At 62.1% G+C, this 19224-nt stretch carries 20 protein-coding genes and 1 pseudogene; 9 read left to right on the forward strand and 12 right to left on the reverse strand.

The window, feature by feature from the left end; all coding sequences use genetic code 11:
* Positions 1–10 precede the first annotated feature (10 nt).
* Positions 11–325 (reverse strand): DUF2388 domain-containing protein, encoded by a 315-nt coding sequence (locus ACTJK9_RS16520; RefSeq protein WP_011333537.1) that lies wholly within the window; start codon positions 323–325, stop codon positions 11–13.
* 247 nt (positions 326–572) lie between these two features.
* Here ACTJK9_RS16520 and ACTJK9_RS16525 point away from each other — a divergent pair.
* Positions 573–1331, forward strand: a pseudogene (locus ACTJK9_RS16525) (MCP four helix bundle domain-containing protein); the annotation flags it as partial.
* Positions 1332–1460: 129 nt separating this feature from the next.
* Positions 1461–2186, forward strand: coding sequence for a methyl-accepting chemotaxis protein (locus ACTJK9_RS16530; RefSeq protein WP_408980477.1), 726 nt, complete (start codon positions 1461–1463; stop codon positions 2184–2186).
* Between the two features lie 40 nt (positions 2187–2226).
* Here the strand turns inward: ACTJK9_RS16530 and ACTJK9_RS16535 are convergent, their stop codons facing one another.
* Positions 2227–2652 carry a nuclear transport factor 2 family protein gene (locus tag ACTJK9_RS16535; protein WP_085613009.1) on the reverse strand — a complete coding sequence of 142 codons (426 nt, stop codon included), beginning with the start codon at positions 2650–2652 and terminating at the stop codon, positions 2227–2229.
* Positions 2653–3084: 432 nt separating this feature from the next.
* On the opposite strand from ACTJK9_RS16535, the gene mqo reads away from it, so the two are divergent.
* Complete coding sequence (mqo, locus tag ACTJK9_RS16540; RefSeq protein WP_064595368.1) at positions 3085–4734, forward strand: malate dehydrogenase (quinone); 1650 nt, start codon at positions 3085–3087, stop codon at positions 4732–4734.
* 66 nt (positions 4735–4800) lie between these two features.
* Here mqo and ACTJK9_RS16545 read toward each other — a convergent pair whose 3' ends face one another.
* The 3 genes from ACTJK9_RS16545 to ACTJK9_RS16555 form a co-directional block, all read right to left on the reverse strand.
* Complete coding sequence (locus ACTJK9_RS16545) at positions 4801–5229, reverse strand: nuclear transport factor 2 family protein (RefSeq protein WP_440814892.1); 429 nt, start codon at positions 5227–5229, stop codon at positions 4801–4803.
* 403 nt (positions 5230–5632) lie between these two features.
* Positions 5633–6499 (reverse strand): CAP domain-containing protein, encoded by an 867-nt coding sequence (locus ACTJK9_RS16550; RefSeq protein ID WP_440814894.1) that lies wholly within the window; start codon positions 6497–6499, stop codon positions 5633–5635.
* A gap of 130 nt (positions 6500–6629) precedes the next feature.
* Positions 6630–7400 (reverse strand): alpha/beta hydrolase, encoded by a 771-nt coding sequence (locus tag ACTJK9_RS16555; RefSeq protein WP_440814896.1) that lies wholly within the window; start codon positions 7398–7400, stop codon positions 6630–6632.
* A 111-nt stretch (positions 7401–7511) separates the two neighbouring features.
* Here ACTJK9_RS16555 and ACTJK9_RS16560 point away from each other — a divergent pair, with 111 nt between their 5' ends.
* Positions 7512–8456: an aldo/keto reductase gene (locus ACTJK9_RS16560; protein ID WP_440814898.1), complete on the forward strand. Its 945-nt coding sequence runs from the start codon at positions 7512–7514 to the stop codon at positions 8454–8456.
* A gap of 6 nt (positions 8457–8462) precedes the next feature.
* On the opposite strand, the gene ACTJK9_RS16565 is transcribed toward ACTJK9_RS16560, so the two are convergent.
* Complete coding sequence (locus ACTJK9_RS16565) at positions 8463–9356, reverse strand: LysR family transcriptional regulator (RefSeq protein ID WP_440814900.1); 894 nt, start codon at positions 9354–9356, stop codon at positions 8463–8465.
* 99 nt (positions 9357–9455) lie between these two features.
* Between ACTJK9_RS16565 and ACTJK9_RS16570 the strand changes: the two genes are divergently transcribed.
* The gene (locus ACTJK9_RS16570; RefSeq protein WP_440814902.1) at positions 9456–9932 is read left to right on the forward strand and encodes a (R)-mandelonitrile lyase; all 477 of its coding nucleotides are present in this window, start codon (positions 9456–9458) and stop codon (positions 9930–9932) included.
* A 56-nt stretch (positions 9933–9988) separates the two neighbouring features.
* Here the strand turns inward: ACTJK9_RS16570 and paoC are convergent, their stop codons facing one another.
* The 4 genes from paoC to ACTJK9_RS16590 all read right to left on the reverse strand — a co-directional run bounded on the left by paoC (position 9989) and on the right by ACTJK9_RS16590 (position 15756).
* A complete protein-coding gene (gene paoC, locus ACTJK9_RS16575; protein ID WP_440814904.1) occupies positions 9989–12187 on the reverse strand; it encodes an aldehyde oxidoreductase molybdenum-binding subunit PaoC in 2199 nt (732 codons plus the stop codon).
* Complete coding sequence (locus tag ACTJK9_RS16580; protein ID WP_440814906.1) at positions 12184–13140, reverse strand: FAD binding domain-containing protein; 957 nt, start codon at positions 13138–13140, stop codon at positions 12184–12186. Before ACTJK9_RS16580 ends, paoC begins: the two co-directional genes overlap by 4 nt.
* On the reverse strand, positions 13137–13760 hold the full coding sequence (gene paoA, locus ACTJK9_RS16585; RefSeq protein ID WP_440815018.1) for an aldehyde dehydrogenase iron-sulfur subunit PaoA: 624 nt from the start codon (positions 13758–13760) through the stop codon (positions 13137–13139). The genes ACTJK9_RS16580 and paoA overlap by 4 nt, the downstream gene beginning before the upstream one ends.
* A 241-nt stretch (positions 13761–14001) precedes the next feature.
* The gene (locus tag ACTJK9_RS16590) at positions 14002–15756 is read right to left on the reverse strand and encodes an L-lactate permease (protein WP_085613017.1); all 1755 of its coding nucleotides are present in this window, start codon (positions 15754–15756) and stop codon (positions 14002–14004) included.
* Between the two features lie 234 nt (positions 15757–15990).
* Here ACTJK9_RS16590 and ACTJK9_RS16595 point away from each other — a divergent pair, with 234 nt between their 5' ends.
* Complete coding sequence (locus ACTJK9_RS16595; protein ID WP_064382340.1) at positions 15991–16197, forward strand: hypothetical protein; 207 nt, start codon at positions 15991–15993, stop codon at positions 16195–16197.
* 43 nt (positions 16198–16240) lie between these two features.
* On the opposite strand, the gene ACTJK9_RS16600 is transcribed toward ACTJK9_RS16595, so the two are convergent.
* Positions 16241–16513 carry a hypothetical protein gene (locus tag ACTJK9_RS16600; protein ID WP_039770930.1) on the reverse strand — a complete coding sequence of 91 codons (273 nt, stop codon included), beginning with the start codon at positions 16511–16513 and terminating at the stop codon, positions 16241–16243.
* Between the two features lie 224 nt (positions 16514–16737).
* Between ACTJK9_RS16600 and ACTJK9_RS16605 the strand changes: the two genes are divergently transcribed.
* Both ACTJK9_RS16605 and ACTJK9_RS16610 read left to right on the forward strand, forming a co-directional pair.
* Positions 16738–17817 carry a hypothetical protein gene (locus tag ACTJK9_RS16605; protein WP_440814908.1) on the forward strand — a complete coding sequence of 360 codons (1080 nt, stop codon included), beginning with the start codon at positions 16738–16740 and terminating at the stop codon, positions 17815–17817.
* A gap of 2 nt (positions 17818–17819) precedes the next feature.
* Positions 17820–18173, forward strand: a complete 354-nt coding sequence (locus ACTJK9_RS16610; RefSeq protein WP_064595389.1) for a DUF1428 domain-containing protein — start codon at positions 17820–17822, stop codon at positions 18171–18173.
* 15 nt (positions 18174–18188) lie between these two features.
* Here ACTJK9_RS16610 and ACTJK9_RS16615 read toward each other — a convergent pair whose 3' ends face one another.
* Positions 18189–18383 carry a hypothetical protein gene (locus ACTJK9_RS16615; protein WP_007957125.1) on the reverse strand — a complete coding sequence of 65 codons (195 nt, stop codon included), beginning with the start codon at positions 18381–18383 and terminating at the stop codon, positions 18189–18191.
* Between the two features lie 107 nt (positions 18384–18490).
* Between ACTJK9_RS16615 and thpR the strand changes: the two genes are divergently transcribed.
* Complete coding sequence (thpR, locus tag ACTJK9_RS16620; RefSeq protein WP_440814910.1) at positions 18491–19030, forward strand: RNA 2',3'-cyclic phosphodiesterase; 540 nt, start codon at positions 18491–18493, stop codon at positions 19028–19030.
* Positions 19031–19224 lie beyond the last annotated feature (194 nt).

Raw genomic sequence — 19224 nt, forward strand, 5'->3', positions numbered from 1 at the left:
CTTGCCGTGGTTACTGCGACAGACCTTCGTACTGAACCAGGATGGCGTTGGCCAGCTCTTCATCGCTGGCGTTCAGGCCAGGATTGTCCTGACGCACCTGCTGCAGTACCGATTCCAGGTACACGCCACGGATCGTTCCGCCGCTGGCGACGAATGCCGACAAGTCGTCACGGGCCGGAATCACCATTTTGTGATCCTTGAACGTGGAATACAGCGAGGCGGAAACGCCGGCCGAAGTGGCGACATCCCCCGCATCCACGCGGGCGAAAGCCGACCCGAAAGGCAGGCACAGCATAAGAGACGAAACCAGTAGTAAACGACGCATAACGGTGTTCCTCCAGCAGCGTAAAGCGAAAAGGAAGTACCACATAATGTGAGAGGTGTCGGCGGGCACGGGAGTTCCGTAAGTCGGCTCAGGCGGTAGGGGGCGGAATGAGAACCGTCGCACAGTGCGGCATTTTTACCGGATGTAACGACACACGCTGAGACGCTCTAACGCAACGGGTTCATGGAAATAGGCTTAACTGAAGCGTTGAACGGCGCCGCGTGGCGCGACCTGGGAGGAAATCACGGTGTCGATCAAACTGCGTTTGGTGTTGCTGATTGCGACCAGTCTGCTGACGGCGCTGATCGTGAGCCTGGTCAGTTACGTCGGCAATCAGCGGATGGCTTCGGCGGTCAGTGACAACGCGGTCAGCATGAGCGCGCTGCGCAACCACATGGAAGCCGACATGATGCACGACGCCCTGCGCGCGGACGTGTATTCGGCGATGCTGGTGGGGCTGGGCAAAAGCACCAGTTCGGCGGACGAGGTGCGCAGTTCGGTCGAAGAGCATGCGGCGCATTTTCGCGAGGTGCTGGGTGAAAACCTCAAGCTGCCGGTCAATCTGACGATCAAGTCCGCGCTCGAGCAGATCAAGCCAAGCCTCGACACCTACATCAGCGCCGGCGAGCAGATCGTCGGTCTTGCACTGGAAAATCCGGACAGCGCCCAGCAGCAACTGGGGACCTTCAATACCGCGTTCAGCCAGCTCGAAGAACAGATGGCCGCCCTCAGCGAGCTGATCGAAACCAATACCCGGCACACCAGCGAAGGCACCGAGGCGGCGATCCACAATGCCAATATCGCTCTCGGCATTGTTCTGGTCGCCAGTCTGTTGCTGCTGTTGGCCCAGGGCCGGTGGGTGATCCTGAGCATCATGGGGCCGCTGAAATCCGCCAGCCGCATCGCCGAAAGCATCGCCCATGGCAACCTCAGCGAGCCGATCGCCGAACCGTCCGGCAAGGACGAAGCCAGTGCGCTGATCCGCACGCTGGCCACGATGCAGCGCGACCTGCGGGACATGATCGACGTGGTGCGACGCAACGCCCACGGCGTCAGCGGCATGAGCGAACAACTGAGCCACGGCTGCCATCAGGTGGCCGACAGCAGTCAGCAGCAAAGCACCGCCGCCGGCACCATGGCCGCCGCCGCGAGCCAGATGACCGCGAGCATCGAGGAAATCACCCGGCACGCCGAGCGTGCACTGGACATGGCCAGCCAGGCCGAGTCACTGGCGAAAAACGGCGGGCAGGTGATCCATCAGGTGGTCAGCGACATGGACGACATCGCCCGTTCCGCCCAGCAATCGGCGCAGGTGATCCGCACCCTCGATCAGGAGTCCGAAGGCATTTTCAACATCATCCAGGTGATCAAGAGCATCGCCGACCAGACCAACCTGCTGGCGCTCAACGCAGCCATCGAGGCGGCCCGGGCGGGTGAGCAGGGCAGGGGCTTTGCGGTGGTGGCCGATGAGGTGCGCAGTCTGGCTGCGCGCACCAGTGCGTCAACTCAGGAAATCGCCGCGATGGTCGCGCGCATCCAGAACAGCACCCGCGAGGCCGTCAGCAGCATGGAGGCCGGTGTCGCCCAGGTCGACAAGGGCATGGCGGTCACCGCCGACGTCGAACGCGCCATCCGCGAAATCCTCGACGCCACCCTCAGCACCACGCAGCTGGTCAACGACATCACCCGCACCATCGGCGAACAGAGCCAGGCCAGCAACGAAATTGCCCATCAGGTGGAGATGATCGCGGGCATGTCGGAGGGCAACAGCAAGGTCATCGGCCAGACGGCCAATACCACGGACGAACTGTCGAGTCTGGCGGGGCGGCTGGCGCAGTCGGTGGACCGGTTTCGGTTGTGAGAGCAGGCTCTGCCGCCGCATTGGCGGCAGAGCTCATGCATCAGAACTTGTACGCCTGACGCCCCACCAGCAACCACTTGCCAGCCTGCTTCTGCCAGATCTGGAAGTTCTCGATTTCCGTCGGCACGACTTCGGTGCCTTTGAGGGCCTGCGCCGAAAAGTGATGGCGTACCAGCGCGGTATCTCCGGACAGGGTGATGGTCTGGTTTTGCATCTCCAGGGTCTTGAACGCGCTCTTGCCGGTTTCGATATCGGCGATGAAGGCTTTCTTGTCCTGGATCTTGCCGCTGGAGTGGCCGTAGGTGAGGTTGTCGGCGGTCAGGGCGTTCAGTTCGGCGATGTCCTTGTGCAGCATCGCCTGGGTCAGGTGATCGACGGCCTGGGCGACATCCTGTTCCGCCGGGGCGGCGGCGACGTAGCCGCTGAAAACGCAGAAAAGACCGAGCAGCACTTTGCTTTTGTTCATGAGGATTCCTTGTTGTTGTAGGTTTCGGAACGACTGGATTATTTGTCAGTCGTCGTACAACTTATCAGGAACAGTACGGCGTTTGAAAGCGCTTGAGGAACCAATCGAAAACTATCCGGTCGCGAACAGACGCGCGGGTTTGCCATGACGTGATATTCTTCGCGCCACTTGTTTTGACCCAATTCAGTCTGGTGCGCTTTTCGGCGGGCCAGGCAGAACCCCTGTCGCTCAAGTAGCTGAAGCCAATAATGATAAGAAGTCAGTTCAGAAGGGACATATAACTGAGGTCGACACTGCCTGTCGGCCTTGTGTGCCCACCCGTCAAAATTGAAGTGTGCCGGAACCTGCGACGCTGGCCTGAGTGTCGCGAAAGAGGGGACCTCATACATACAACAGCGGCGGGCGGAAGGCGTTTTATCATAGGTGCAACGGATGTTTAAAAAAGTGAACACAGCCTTGCTGGGGCTGGCTTTGGCGATGGGGATGTCTTCCGCCAATGCCGAGGAAGCAAAGAAAGTCGACGTCCTGCTGATCGGCGGCGGCATCATGAGCACCACCCTGGGTGTGTGGATCAATGAGCTGGAACCGACCTGGTCGATGGAAATGGTCGAGCGCCTCGATGGCGTCGCCCTGGAAAGCTCCAACGGCTGGAACAACGCCGGTACCGGTCACTCGGCGCTCGCCGAGCTGAACTACACCCCGGAAGACGACAAGGGCAATGTCACCATCCCGAAAGCCGTCGAGATCAACGAAGCGTTCCAGGTCTCCCGTCAGTTCTGGGCCTGGCAGGTTCGTCAAGGCGTCCTGAAGGACCCTCGTTCGTTCATCAACACCACTCCGCACATGAGCTTCGTGTGGGGCGATGACAACATCAAGTTCCTGAAAAAGCGCTACGAAGCCCTGCAAGCGAGCCCGCTGTTCGCCGGCATGCAGTACTCCGAAGACCCGGCTGTGATCAAGAAGTGGGTCCCGCTGATGATGGAAGGGCGTGACCCGAACCAGAAAATCGCGGCCACCTGGAGCCCGCTGGGTACCGACATGAACTTCGGCGAAATCACCCGCCAGTTCGCCGGTTACCTGCAGACCAAGCCCAACTTCAACTTGAAGCTGTCGAGCGAAGTGCAAGACATCACCAAGAATGCCGATGGCACCTGGCGCGTCAGCTACAAGAATCTGAAAGACGGCACCAAGACTGAAACCGACGCCAAGTTCGTGTTCATCGGCGCCGGCGGCGGTGCCCTGCACCTGCTGCAGAAGTCCGGTATCGAAGAAGCCAAGGAATACGCTGGCTTCCCGGTAGGCGGCTCGTTCCTGGTGACCGATAACCCGGCCATCGCCGAACAGCACCTGGCCAAGGCCTACGGTAAAGCTTCGGTTGGCGCGCCTCCGATGTCCGTTCCGCACCTGGACACCCGTGTCCTGGACGGCAAGCGCGTCATCCTGTTTGGCCCGTTCGCGACTTTCAGCACCAAGTTCCTGAAAGAAGGTTCGTACCTGGACCTGCTGACCAGCACCACCACCCACAACATCTGGCCTATGACCCGGGTCGGCATCAAGGAATACCCGCTGGTCGAGTACCTGGCCGGTCAACTGATGCTGTCGGATGAAGACCGTCTGAACGCGCTGAAGGAATACTTCCCGAACGCCAAAGCCGAAGACTGGCGCCTGTGGCAAGCCGGCCAGCGCGTGCAAATCATCAAGCGTGATGAAGCCGCTGGCGGCGTGCTGAAACTGGGCACCGAAATCGTTGCTTCCAAGGACGGCTCCATCGCCGGTCTGCTGGGCGCATCCCCAGGCGCATCGACCGCTGCGCCGATCATGCTGAGCGTGCTGCAGAAAGTCTTCAAAGACAAAGTCGCCAGCCCTGAGTGGCAAGCCAAGCTGCACCAGATCGTTCCAAGCTACGGCACCCAGCTGAACAACGATCCAGCCAAAGTGGCTGAAGAGTGGGCCTACACCGCCAAGATCCTGCAACTGCCAACCCCTCCGGTGATTGGCCAGGTTGCAGCTCCAGCGGCGGACGCCTCGGCTGAAAAAGCTCCGGCTCCGAAAGAAAGCGCTGCACGTGACATGGCTCTGTAACTAGACGCCAGACACACGAAGCCCACTGAACCGGTGACGGTCAGTGGGCTTTTTTGTGTCCGGGTTTCAGGCCTTGGCGGCCGCCAGATAAGCTCCCAACCGCCGTCCCATCTCTTCGCCCAACGCCTGCAACCCACTCAGCGGCCGCACCATTACCTCGAACTCGACGATCTTGCCCTGTTCATCGAAGCGGATCATGTCAATGCCCTTGAGCTCTTTCGTCCCCACTTTGGCGCTGAATTCCAGCACCACATTCAAGCCATCCGCCGTCGCCAGTTCACGGTGGTATTTGAAGTCTTCAAACACTTCGAACACGGTATTGAGGATCATCGCGACCACCGGCGCGCCTGGATAAGGTGTGTGCGCCATCGGCGAGCGGAAAACCGCTTTGGGATCGAGCAATTCTGGCAGGGCCTTGAGGTTGCCGGTGCGGATCATCTCGTGCCAGCGGTTCAGGGATTCGGCGGCGTTTGGGTGCAGGTTCAAATCGGACATGGTTTCACTCCTGTATTTTTTGTTGTTTTTGGCGCGGCGCCCATGACTCTAGATCAAAGCGGCGCAATGGAAACCCTCTGTCCCGATCTGAATATCGACCCATGCGTCAGCCCGATCCATCTGATCCGCTTTTTCCTGTCGAATCTGCATCTGTAACCATCTCAGCCACGGGCCCAAAATAGCCCTGCCGTTCGGCCATACGCGACGCGCTTCATTCCGGAGCGCCCGGTGCGCCGGACATTCAGTATTCAGGAGGCCTTCATGGCTAAGATGGCGATTTTCCTCGGCGGCTTTCTTGTGTTGACCATCATGATTGGCGTTCTTGCCACGATTTCTCCGGTCTGACGATCAGCCGTCGAGTTGCGACTTGCAGCGCTCTTCAACGTTTTCGGATAACACCGGATCAAGGCGCCCCGAACAGCATCGTCCAGTAAACCCCTTCATCACTGCGCGCCTCACTGGCAAACCCGGCGCCGACCTGGGTGAACATCGGGTTCATCAGGTTGGCGCAGTGTCCGGGGCTGGCTAGCCAGCCGGCCATGGCCTTGCCCGGTGAGCTTTGCCCTGCAGCGATGTTTTCGCCGATCTGCCGGCCACGGTAGCCGGCCGCCCGGGCGCGATCTGCCGGGCCGTCGCCATCCGGGTCGCGGTGAGCGAAGTAGTTGCCGTAGGCCATGGCCTTGCTGTGCCCCTGGGCGGCGGCTCCGAGCGCCGGATTCCAGCTCAAGGGCCGGGCGGCGGCGAAGCGCTGGCGACCACACATTCGCGGTCGGGCGCGGGCGGCGTTGACCTCGGCCAGCAAGGCCTTGCCGACGCTGCGGGTGTCGCCGACACGACTGTCAAGCACCGGCCGGGCCAGCACCACTTGCCATTCGCTGCGGGCGCGGCTGATGCCGATGTCGGCGTATTGACCGTCCAGTAGTGCGCCGCAGTAATCGCTTTGCAGCAGATCGAACGCCTCTTCGGCGTCCTGCGCGCCGACGATCCGGATGCTGCGCACCGCCACGGCTGCGTAGCCGGAATCCTTCAATCGTTCGCGCAACCCACCGCCGTAGCCATAGCCGACCGGTAACGCCAGGTTCGACTTCAGCGTCAGCGGCGCCAGCCGTTGGGCCGGGCGCCGGTCACAACGTTGCGGATGGGCGCGGTAGTCGTTGATGGCGGCCACCAGTTGTCGCTCGGCGCCGGCGTGGGCAGAGGGAGAAAGCAGGGGAGAAAGGAACAACAGGCACAGCGAAACGAAGCGAGACGAACGAACGGCGTGGCGCATGGGACGCAAAGCTCTGAACAAAGACAAGGCTGAAGGAAAGTGAGCCGCAGAACGCGGCGCGGGTAGGACTGGCCTTTTTGCACTTGGTTCACGAAGCAGCGCCGGGTTTCATCGACTGCCGACGAAGTGCTCAGCGATTCAACGCATCCTCGATCCATTGCAGGTACTGCGGGCGTTCGGAAATCGAATTGTGTGCCGAATCCGCCACCACTTTGAGCGCGGCCACACCGTCGGGAAAACTGTGCAGCAAGCGCTCGGTGCTGGCCCGTGGAATCACCTCGTCATCGCTCGCCGCCAGCAGCAGCGTCGGCACGCGGATATGCGCCGCGTACTGGCCGGACCGGAAACGATCCTTGAGCAACCACTGCACCGGCACCCACGGATATTGGCGGGCGGCGATTTCTTCGAGGCTGTTGTAGGGCGTGACCAGAATCAACCGTTCCACCGGTCGCTGGCTAGCCAGCCGCACCGCGACGCCGGAACCGAGGCTGCGCCCCAGCAGCGCGACCTGAGGATGACTGGCATACACCTGATCGAACAGCGCCAGCGCATCCTCGGCAATCGCTTCTTCGGAGGGCGAGCCGCCGCTGCCGCCAAAGCCCCGGTAATGCAGCAAATACAACGAATAGTCAGGAAACGCCTCGGAAAACTCCGGCAGATTGCGCGAAACGTCCTCGGCATTGCCGCCGAAATAGATCAGTGCTCTGGGCCCGGCGCGCTCGCGCACTGTCACGCGGATCTCGGCGTCGGGCATGGCCAGCGTCAACCGTGACTCCGGTGAGTCGAGGCTGGCGGGCTGCGGAAAATAAATCAGCGCCCGCTGAAACACGAACAGCGCCGCGCACAGGATCAAGTACACGGCGAGGATCAATGCGACGAGTGACAACAGGGTTCTGGACATTCGACTAACGTTAACCGGGCGCGCAGGTTGGCTGTCGCAGTGTAGTCCAACGGTTTTGCGGGCTGCATCAAAACACAAGGTGCAACAGATCCACAGGGCAAGGGCGCCAGCATGAACCACACTGAGGGATATTCCCGCCGCCGGTTGCTGACACTGGCAGCCGGCGTGTCAGCGGTTTTCACCTTTGACCGGGCGCTGGCCGCCATTTCGTTGCCGAACGCCACAGGAGCCCAGACCATGCAGACCCGCGCCATCCCTTCGAGCTCCGAGCCACTGCCGCTGGTGGGGTTGGGCACTTATCGCGGTTTCGACGTCGCCCCCGGCGATCCGGTCTACAAGCAATTGCCGGCGGTGCTCGGCGAGCTGTTCAAAAAGGGCGGCACGGTGATCGACAGCTCCCCCATGTACGGCCGCGCCGAGGAAACCACCGGTGAATTGCTGTCGATCCACGAACCGCGCTCACCGGCGTTTCTGGCGACCAAGGTCTGGACCCGTGGTCGCGAGGAGGGCATCGCGCAGATGGAACAGTCGTTCAGCCTGCTGCGCACCGAGCGCATCGACCTGATGCAGATCCACAACCTGCTCGACTGGCAAACCCATCTGCCGACCCTGCGCGAATGGAAAGAGCAGGGCCGCATCCGCTACATCGGCATCACCCACTACACGCCTTCGGCCTATGACGAGGTCGAAGCGGTACTCAAGGCCGAGCCGCTGGATTTCCTGCAAATCAACTACGCCCTGGATGATCGCGGGGTCGAGAAACGCATCCTGCCGCTGTGCCGCGAACGCGGAGTAGCGGTGATCTGCAACCGGCCGTTCGGCGGCGGCGACCTGCTCGCGCGGCTCAAGGGCAAACCGCTGCCGGGTTGGGCAGCTCAGGTGGGGGCGAAGAGCTGGCCGCAACTGGCACTGAAATTTCTGCTGGCGCATCCGGCGGTGACTTGTGTGATTCCCGGCACCAGCAACCCGTTGTACATGGCCGACAACGCCGGCGCCGGGTTCGGGTTGATGCTGACCGATGCGCAGCGTCAGCAGTTGATTGCGTTGCTGGACTAGACGGTTTCAGCCTTGATAGCGCAGCGCCGCCAGCAACAATGCAAAGGCCGGCGCTGTCTGGCGCCGGCTCGGGTAGTAGAGGTGATATCCGGAAAACACCGGGCACCAATCCTCCAGTACTTGTATCAGGCGACCTTCAGCCAGACAGGGGGCGACGATGTTCTCCGGGATGTAACTCAGGCCGAAACCGTCGAGTGCAGCGTCCAGTAATGGATAGACGCCGTTGAGGGTGACCTGTCCGCAGACTCGCACTTTCAAGCGTTCGCCATTCTTCTCGAACTCCCAGGCGTATAGACCGCCGTTGGTAGGCAGGCGCAAGTTATTGCAAGCGTGGTCGGTCAGATCACGCGGGGTTTTCGGTACGGTGCGTCTGGCGAAATAGGCGGGCGAGCCGACCACCGCCATGCGCATGTCCGGGCCGATACGAGTGGCGATCATGCCTTGTGCGACATCCTCGCCCAGCCGCACGCCGGCATCGAAACCCTGACCTGCGATGTCGACGAAACTGTAGTCGCAGCTGACTTCGACGGAGATGTCCGGGTATTGCAGAAGAAATTCTTTGAGGACCGGTCGCAACAGCCAGTTCAGCGAGTGATCGGTGGCGCTTAGACGGATCTTGCCGGCGGGCGTTTCCCGCAGGTTGCTGAGGGCGGCCAGTTCCGATTCGATCTCTTCGAAGCGCGGGCCGATGGTTTGCAGCAAGTGCTCACCAGCCTCGGTGGGAGAGACACTGCGGGTGGTGCGGATCAGCAGGCGAAGGCCCAGCCGGGCTTCAAGGCTGCGGATCGTATGACTGAGCGCCGACTGCGAAACGCCAAGTTTGGCAGCTGCTTTGGTGAAACTGCGCTCACGCGCCACGGCGAGGAAAGCGAGCAGATCACTGGCATTTTCCCGAAGCATTAATGAGTACCCTGCATAAGTTATTTTGAATTCTAGTCGATTATCGGAACAGTCGGGCTGGTTAAAGTGGAGGCTGTCCCTTTTCTGGAGAGCCTCAACATGAATCCGATCGCCGCTTCGGCGCTGACCCTTTCCCTGCTGGCGGGCGAAGTCCAGGCCAGCGAAACATCTCGCGTGACCGTTACTCCCAACGGCTCACAACCGTCGGTCAAAGGCCCGAGCGACTGGTTTACCGGGACGGTACGGGTCGATGCGCCGTTCAAGGGCAGCGATGCGGCGCGGATCAGCGGCGCCACCGTGACCTTTGAGCCGGGAGCGCGTACGGCGTGGCACACCCATCCGTTGGGGCAAACGCTGATCGTTACCGCTGGGTCAGGCTTCGTGCAGGAATGGGGGCAGCCGGTGCGGGTGATTCGGCCAGGCGACACCGTGTGGATCGCGCCCGACGTGAAGCATTGGCACGGTGCGGCGCCGACCACGGCCATGACGCATATCGCCATTGCTGAAATGCTGGATGGCAAAGTGGTGGACTGGATGGAGCAGGTGGGAGCGTCGGAGTATCCCGACGTCCGATAATCAGCAAGTCGCCCACGGTGAGACCGAACGTCCTCACCGTGGGGCCAGTCCACAAATCAAATCATCTGCGGCAGTGACGCGAGAATCTTGTCCAAGGTAATCGGGTATTCCCGCACCCGTGCACCCGTGGCGTTATAGATCGCATTCGCCACCGCTGCACTCACGCCGCAAATCCCCAGTTCACCGACCCCCTTGGCTTTCATCGGCGATGAAATCGGATCGGTTTCATCGAGGAAAATCACCTCCTGATGCGGGATGTCGGCGTGCACCGGTACTTCGTAGCCGGCCAGGTCATGGTTGACGAAAAAGCCGTGGCGCTGGTCCACCGCGAGCTCTTCCATCAATGCTGCGCCGACGCCCATGGTCATGGCGCCGATCACCTGGCTGCGGGCCGATTTCGGATTGAGAATCCGCCCGGCGGCGCACACCGCGAGCATCCGTCGCACGCGCACTTCGCCGGTGGCGGCATCCACCGCGACTTCGACGAAGTGCGCGCCGAAGGTCGATTGCTGGTACTGCTTGGCGAGGTCGGCGAATTCGATGCTGTCCTCGACTTCGATCGGGGCGTGTTGCGCGGCGTCACGTAACGGCACGTTCTGGTTGCCCAGCCGCACGTGGCCGTCGACAAACTGCGCTTCACCCGCGTTCATGCCCAGTTTGGTCGCGATCGCTTCGCGCAGCTTCATGCACGCCGCGTAAACCCCGGCGGTCGAGCAGTTGGCGCCGAACTGGCCGCCGGAGCCCGCCGACACCGGGAAATTCGAATCGCCGAGTCGCACCACCACATCGTCCAGGCTGACCCCCATCATTTCCGCTGCAGTCTGACCAATGATCGTATAGCTGCCGGTGCCAATGTCGGTCATGTCGGTTTCAACGGTGATCTTGCCGTCGCGCTCCAGTCGTACCCGTGCGCCGGACTTCACCAGCAGGTTGTTGCGAATCGCCGCCGCAACGCCCATGCCGATCAGCCAGCGACCTTCGCGACGGGTGCCGGGCGCCGCATTGCGCTTATCCCAGCCAAAACGCTCGGCGCCGGTTTGCAGGCATTCGATCAGACGTCGCTGGGAGAACGGCCGCTCGGTTTTCACCGGATCGACCTGCGTGTCGTTGAGGATGCGGAACTGGATCGGATCGAGTTTGAGCTGTTCCGCCATCTCGTCCATGGCGATCTCCAGCGCCATCAGCCCCGGCGTTTCACCCGGTGCACGCATGGCGTTGCCTTCCGGCAGATCCAGCGGCGCCAGGCGCATGGTCACCAGGCGATTTTCTGCGGCGTAGAGCAACTGACTCGGCTGTGCCGCGACTTCGACCTTGCCGTCGGCGAGGTTGCCCGACCAGCCTTCATGGGCGATGGCGGTGAGTTTGCCGTCAGCCGTGGCGCCCATGCGAATCCGCTGAATCGTGGCGGGACGGTGGGTGGTGTTGTTGGCGATCTGCGGACGGGCGAGGGCGACCTTCACGGGACGGTTCGCCAGCCGTGCACCCAGAGCGGCGAGGATCGCGTCGGCGCGAATGAACAGCTTGCCGCCGAAACCGCCACCAATATACGGCGAGATCAACCGCACGTTTTCCTTGGGCAGGCCGAGGGTGGCGGCGATGTCGCCGACGCTCCAGGCGATCATCTGGTTGGAGGTCCAGAGCGTCAGTTGATCGCCTTTCCACACGGCAAGTGTCGCGTGGGGCTCCATCATCGCGTGGGACTGATCCGGCGTGGTGTAGGTCTGGTCGAACTGCACGGGCGCGGCGGCAAAAGCGCTGGCGAAATCGCCGTGTGTGACGTCCGGCAATTCGTCTTTCGGCTCCACGCCCTGATCGCGCACGCTGGCCAGATCAAATTGACCTTTGTCGGCCGCGTACTCGACGTTGACCAACTGCGCGGCAGCCCGCGCCTGTTCGAAGGTTTCGGCGACCACCAGCGCTACTGCCTGGTGATAGTGCTGCACTTGCGGCCCGGCCAGCAGGTGCGCGGCGTTGTATTGGCCTTTGCCGAGCTTGCCGGCATTGGCGGCGGTGACGATGGTCAGCACCCCCGGCGCGGCGCGGGCGGCCTCCAGATCGATGCGGGTGATGCGACCCTTGGCAATGGCCGAACCGACCATCACGCCATAGGCCTGATTCTTCACGGCTTCATGTTGCTCGTAGGCGTAAGGCGCCTGGCCGCTGGTCTTCAGCGAGCCTTCGATGCGGTCGGTGGGTTTGCCGATGACGTTCAACTGATCAATCGGGTTGGTCGTGGCGGGCGTGTCGAATTTCATGCTTCGTCCCTCGCTTGGGCCAGCACCGAGGCAATCGTGCGCTCGACCAATGTCACTTTGAACTGGTTGTCAGAAGTAGGCGTGGCGCCGTCGAGCAGGCGTGCGGTGACGGCTTTCGCGCCTTGCGGCAGCAGCGCTTCCGCCGCTTCGACTCGCCAGGGTTTCGGCGCGATGCCACCGACGGCGATGCGGCCGCTGCCATCCTTCTGCAGGATCAGGCCGACGGAAACCAGCGCGAAGGCGTACGACGAGCGGTCGCGCACCTTGTGATAGACATGGGTGCCGCCCACTGGCGCGGGCAGGGTGACGGCGGTGATCAGCTCGCCCGGCATCAGACTGGTTTCGACATTCGGTGTGGTGCCGGGCAACTGGTGGAAGTCCGCGATGGCGATGCGCCGCGTGCTGCCGTCGGCCTTGATCGTTTCGACCTGGGCATCCAGCGCCCGCATCGCAATCGCCATGTCACTCGGATGGGTCGCGATGCAAGCATCGCTGACGCCGATAATGCCGAGTTGTCGACTGACCCCGCCAATCGCCGCGCAACCGCTGCCGGGATTGCGTTTATTGCAGGCTTGATTGGTGTCGTAGAAATACGGGCAGCGCGTGCGCTGGAGCAGATTGCCGGCGGTGGTCGCCATGTTGCGCAACTGGCCCGATGCACCGGCGAGCAAGGCGCGGGACAGCAGCGCGTAGTCTTTCCGGACGCGGCTGTCGGCGGCCAGATCGGTATTGCGCACCAGTGCGCCGATGCGCAAGCCGCCGTCGTCGGTGGCTTCGATCTGGTCGAGGCCCAGGTGATTGACGTCAATCAGCTGCTGCGGCGTTTCGATGTCGAGCTTCATCAAGTCCAGCAGGTTGGTGCCGCCGGCGATGAAACGCGCACCTTCGATTTGTGCAGCTTGAGCGGCGGCTGCGGCAGGGGAGTCGGCGCGGCTGTAATTGAACGCTCTCATGCTGACACCTCCGCGACTTCGCTGATGGCTTCGATGATGTTCGAGTAGGCGCCGCATCGGCAGATGTTGCCGCTCATGCGTTCCTGCAATTCGCTGGCGATCAGTTGCGGCGCTTCGGTGAGGCTGGCGCTGGCGTGGCTGGGGATGCCGTCGCGGATTTCCTGGAGCACGGCGACCGCCGAGCAGATCTGCCCCGGCGTGCAATATCCGCACTGGTAGCCGTCATGCTTGATAAATGCCGCCTGCATCGGGTGCAGGTGGTCTGGCATGCCGAGGCCTTCGATGGTGGTGACTTTGGCGCCGTCCTGCATCACCGCCAGGGTCAGGCATGAATTGATTCGCCGGCCATCGACGATCACCGTGCAGGCGCCGCACTGACCGTGGTCGCAGCCCTTTTTGCTGCCGGTCAGGTGCAGGTGTTCGCGCAGGGCGTCGAGCAGGGTGGTGCGAGTATCAACCTCCAGCGCCTGTGGCTTGCCGTTGACTTCGATAGTTACTTTGGCCATGGCCGGTTGCTCCAGGCTGGCCGCGTAGGCCTTGAGGCTGATGAAAGGGGGCATCGCGAACGCGGTTGCGGTCACGGCACCAAGAATCAGGAAACGGCGTCGGGAGATCGCCATTGGCGGATGGTCATTCATTTGCTTGGCTTCCTCTATCAGGTCGGCAGGGTGTGAAAGACCCGCACGGGTACGCTGGCGTGGTTGCCAGTCTCGCTCTGTTCTAGGAGTGACCACGCTGGAGAGGAAAAGGTTTTCTTTGATTTGCGCATGGCCTCATGCGCGCGCTTCATCAATCGACAGAATGAACGCGGGTGCCTTGGCTGTGAGTCAGATCGCTCTCACAACCGAGGCACCCGCGATCTCAATGCGCGCCGACCACCATGGACGTAAACGGCGCCACATACGCCTGCAACGTCACCAGGCCGCCGACCAGGATTGCCAGCACGATGGAATGGAAGAACACGTAACGCAGGATTTCCCCTTCATGGCCGTACCAGCGTGTCGCCGTCGAGGCGACCACAATCGACTGCGCGTCGACCATTTTGCCCATCACTCCGCCGGAGCTGTTGGCCGCCGCCATCAGGACCGGGCTGATGCCCAACTGCTCCGACGTCACCCGTTGCAAGCCGCCGAACAGCACGTTGGACGCGGTATCCGACCCGGTCAGCGCTACGCCAAGCCAGCCGAGCAAGGTGCCGAACATCGGGTAGAAAATCCCCGTGGCAGCGAATGCCAGCCCCATGGTCGCGTCCAGCCCCGAGTAGCGGGTCAGGAATCCCAGCGCCAGCATCGCGGCAATCGTGATCAGCGAAAAGCGCACGACCCACAGCGTGCGTAGGTACTGTTTGATCAGTTGCGGGATCGAGTAGCCCATCAGCAATCCACCGACAATCGCCGCGAGCAGGATGCCGCTGCCGGTGGCAGTGAACCAGGTGAACTTGTACACCGCCTCTTCAGCTTTCGGCGCGGCGACCACCGGCGGGACTTTTTCGATCTGCAGATGCAGGGAGCTGAAAGTCACGGCCGGGGCGAACACCGGATTGGCCTCGCGCAGCGGTTTGCCCTGCGGATCAAGCCTGGCCGATTGGGTAACGGGATCAATCGCCGGACGAGTGTCGAACATGTTCTTGAAACCCTGGGTGCCCCAGGCAAACACGAACACCGTGAGGATGATCCACGGCATCCACGCGCGCATCACTGCCGGGCGCGCCTGATCGCTGAATGCGGCGCTGGCCGTGACCTTTTCTTCTTCGACCTTCGAGTCGTCATGCCGCCCCGACAGCGCGGCCGAGGTGTGGACGGTTGCCGGTTTCCATACCTTGAGGAACAACGTCAGGCAGGCCATGGAAATCAGCGCGGCGATCACATCCACCAGCATCGGCCCGTGGTAGTTCGAAACCAGAAACTGCGGGATGGCGAAACTGACGCCAGCCACCAGAATCGCCGGCCATACCTCCAGCATCTTTCGCCACCCGGCGAAGGCCCAGATCAGCCAGAACGGCACCAGCACCGAAAAGAACGGCAGCTGCCGTCCCACCATCATCGAGAGCTCCATTTCATCCAGCCCGGTGACCTTGGCCAGCGTAATGATCGGTGTGCCCAGTGCGCCGAAGGCCACGGGTGCGGTGTTGGCGATCAGCGCCAGACCGGACGCTGCCAGTGGCGAAAAACCAAGACCGATCAAAATGGCCCCAGTCACCGCCACCGGCGTGCCGAACCCGGCGGCACCTTCAAAGAAGGCGCCAAAACAGAAGGCGATCAGCAGCAATTGCAGGCGCCGGTCGTCGGTGATGCGGGCGAGCGAATCCTGCAACACCTTGAACGAGCCGTTCTCGGTGGTCAGGCGATGCAGAAAAATGATGTTGAGCACGATCCAGCCAATCGGCAGCAGCCCGTTGGCCGCCCCGAACAGCGCCGCCGAACCGGCCATGTTAGCGGGCATGCCGAAGGCGAAGATCGAGATCAGCAGTGCCGAGGCCAGCGCCAGCAGTGCGGCCAGATGCGCCTTCACATGAAAGAAGGCCAGCGCCGCCAGCATCACCACCACTGGAACGGCGGCCATGATCGTGGAAATCACCGGATTGCCGAACGGGTCATAGACTTGTTGCCAGACCATGTCGCACCTCTACTTGTTGTTTTTGAGGGGCAGATCCTTTGCGCGTTGCAAGCAGTATAGGTGGCATTTGGCCGCCGCTCGGGCGAGGCGGGCGAGGCGATCAACGGTCATCGGCGGTCGGTGAATCATCGTCGTTTTCCCCGGTCGTATCTGCGGCAGCGCACACCGCGCCTCATCGGTGCGGGCAGCGCTGCCGTTTCCGTCGTCAAGACCTTGGTTTTAGGGAAATTCTGAATGATGCGTGCAACAAGCCTGCTGCTGACCGTTTCCGCCGCTGTACTGCTGGGCGGCTGTGTGGCGGATTTCGATGATGACCATCGCCATGGCCGGCATTACGACCGCGATCATGGCCGTTATTACGATCATGACCGGCGCTGGGACGACCGCGATGACGACCGCCGCGACGGGCGTCGTTATCACCGCGACCGGGATGATGACTGACTGAAACGAAGAGGGCGTTTCTTTGCGGGAACGCCCTCTGGCATTAAAAATGAGCGCTCGCCCGGACGCTGGATCGCGCAGGCACTGAGGCCTCGATGTCCAGCAAATGGGTGGCGAGAATGTCGCTCAGAAAACGGAACTGATCGTTGAGGCCCACCACTTCATTGCTGAAATGATTGCTGGCGGCGGGCATCAACAGATCTTCGAAGGCTTCGTCGAACACCAGCGCTTGTGTCTTGCGCGACACGGCGTGCTGATCGTAGTAGTTGCTGCCGAAGACCGGGAAACTCACGGCGAGGGTGACGGTATTGATCATGATGTGAACTCCTCGTGCTGTGTGTTTCGGATGGGTTAATCGTGCCTTTGGCGAGCGGTCGGCGGAAGGCAATCGTCGCGATGGTGAATATCGACGCCATTGATGGTTGGACCGGCGCGGCCCTGACCAGCGGATAAACGGCGCACCCCACGCACCTATACTCATGTCATCTCTCTCCGGATTCTTCAGGTCTTGCGACCAAAGAACAGATAAGGACCGCCACCGTGAACCTGCGTGCGCTGCTCGTCGCCGCACTGGTGTTGCTGGCCGGCTGCGCCACTACGGCGCGGGCCCCGGTGACCGCGCCGGCGGTGGTGGTTTCGCCGGCGACCTGGCAGCAGATCGACCGGGAAATTGTCAGCGCCTCGAAACAGGCCACCGAGCAGGTCAAGGTATTCGCCCGTGGCTCGATGGAACATTGGCGCATTCGGGTCTATGAGCAAACTGAAGAAAATTTCATCCCGTGGTTCAGCAGCTACTGGACCCAGGAATGGCTGTCGATGAAGGTCAGCTGGTACACGATCAGTGCCAGCGGCGAGCAGGATGCCTCGGCCAAGCGTCTGGCGGCCTATCTGCTGGAGCAATATCAGGAACGGGTGCTGGCGCCGGTAGCGGTGGAGATCGACCCGGACGCGATCCTCGGCCAGTCCACCGCGTTCTACGCGCAACTGATGGCGCAGCAGATGCCGGTCATCGCCCAGCGCCACGGCGTGCCCATTGCCCAGCTCAACCGGCGATTGCAGAAAATCCCTGCCATCGCCCTTGGCCCGCCGCCGGCGAGGGATGCTTCGCTGTATCAGGTTGTCAGCACTGAACCGTTGAACACGCTGCCGGCCTACGCGGCGCTGATCGACAAGATTCACACCGACGGCGGCTCCAAAGGCGTGACCTCGACTGAGTCGGCCATGGCGCCGGTGGCCAAGCGCGCCAGCCAGCGCATGGAGGCGGAAATGGCCCCGCGCGGCGCGGCCAGCGCGGTGGCGGCCGCAGCCGGCAAACTGGCCGGGGCGCTGATTTCGGTCCGCGTGGCGGGCGTGCGCGCAATCATTCAGGCCAACGACCGCCCGGACAGTGAAGCGCTGATCCGCAGCAGCCTGGGCAACACCTTCGACAAGGCCTGGCTGAAACTGGTGCAAAACCCGACCACCGGCGTGATGGCCGGCACGCTGCACATGGCGGCGCAGGTCGAGGGCAATTTGGGCGGGCGAGATGAACCGTCGGTCGGGTTGGGCGTCAACCGTGTCGAATGGCGGCCGTCCGAGTCGACTACTCAGCAGATCGAACCCACCCTGCAAGGAGAATGATCATGGCTTACATCGATGTTTTCGTGGCGCCCGTGCCGAATGCCAACCGCGAACAGTACAAAAAACACTGCGAAATCGCCGCGAAGCTGTTCAAGGAATACGGCGCGCTGGAGGTGATTCAGGGCTGGGGCGATGACGTGCCGGACGGCAAGGTCACCTCATTCCCGATGGCCGTAAAACTCAAGGAAGGCGAAGTCGTATCGGCCGGTTGGCTGGTCTGGCCGGACAAGGCCACCCGCGACGCCGGCATGGCAAAAATGATGGAGGACCCGCGCATGCAACCGGACGTCAACCCGATGCCGTTCGATGGGCAGCGGATGATCTTCGGTGGCTTCAAGGACATTCTCGAGCCTTGATGCCGCGCCGCCGGGTCACTCCGCCGACGGGGTGATCCGGCAGCCTTTGCGGTTGCGGATCTGCTCGTCCGTCGGCCGCTCGCGGACGAATTCGAAACGTGGCTCACCTTCGCTGTAATGCACCAGCCAGCCCCATTCCAGTTCACTCTCATCCTGTCCGGGATTCGGCGGTCGGGCCCACCAGGGTTCTTTGCTGAGGATCTCGCGCATGACGTCCTCCGGTTGATGGCAATCGTTGAACTATAAACCCCATGCCGAGAGTCGCCAGAAACGGGCGTGTAGAATCCAGGGATCTCGACGAACGAAGGAGCGGGGCCATGATGGACGAAACGCGCGGGGATCAACCGGTCAAGCGGCTGTTCTTCGCCCTGGACTGCCCGCCGGCACAGCGCAAGGCGATTGCCCAGTGGCGCAGCGAACTGGGTTTGCGTGCCGGCAAACCGGTGCCGGCCGACAATTTCCACCTGACGTTGCTGTTTCTCGGCGCGGTGCCGTTGGCGCAGATTGGCGAGGTCTGCGAGGCGGCGGCGAAGGTGCGAACACCGGGGGAGGCGCTGAGGATTTCGCTGGATCGGTTGCAGGTCTGGCGGCGTGCCGGGGTGTTGTCGCTGGCGCCGGAGCAGGCGCCGCAGGGATTGCTGCGACTGGTGTATGCGCTGGAGCAGGCGATGTTGCCATTCGGGTTTGAAGAGGCGACGCGGGAGTATCGTCCGCACCTGACGCTGGCCCGCGACTATCGGGCGCCGGAACCGGAATCCGCCACTGCGCCAGAGTTTTTCCTGCGCGCTGAACGCTTTGCGCTGTTCGAGTCCCACAAGGGCCGTTATCGCTCGCTGGCCGATTGGCCGCTGATCTGAGCCCACAAAAAAAGGCGCCCGAGGGCGCCTGAATTCACCTGAACCGAGGAAGCCAGGTGATGCCGTTCAGAGCAGGGGGCAGCGGTGGTAAGGCGCTGCGTGAACGGAAACTTGTAACTCTGATCGTTCCCACGTCGAGGCGTCGAACCGTCCGCGTGGGAATGCCTCAATGGACGCTCTGCGTCCGCTTTGGG

The organism is Pseudomonas sp. 22082 (assembly GCF_052046055.1).
GTDB lineage: Bacteria > Pseudomonadota > Gammaproteobacteria > Pseudomonadales > Pseudomonadaceae > Aquipseudomonas > Aquipseudomonas pharyngis.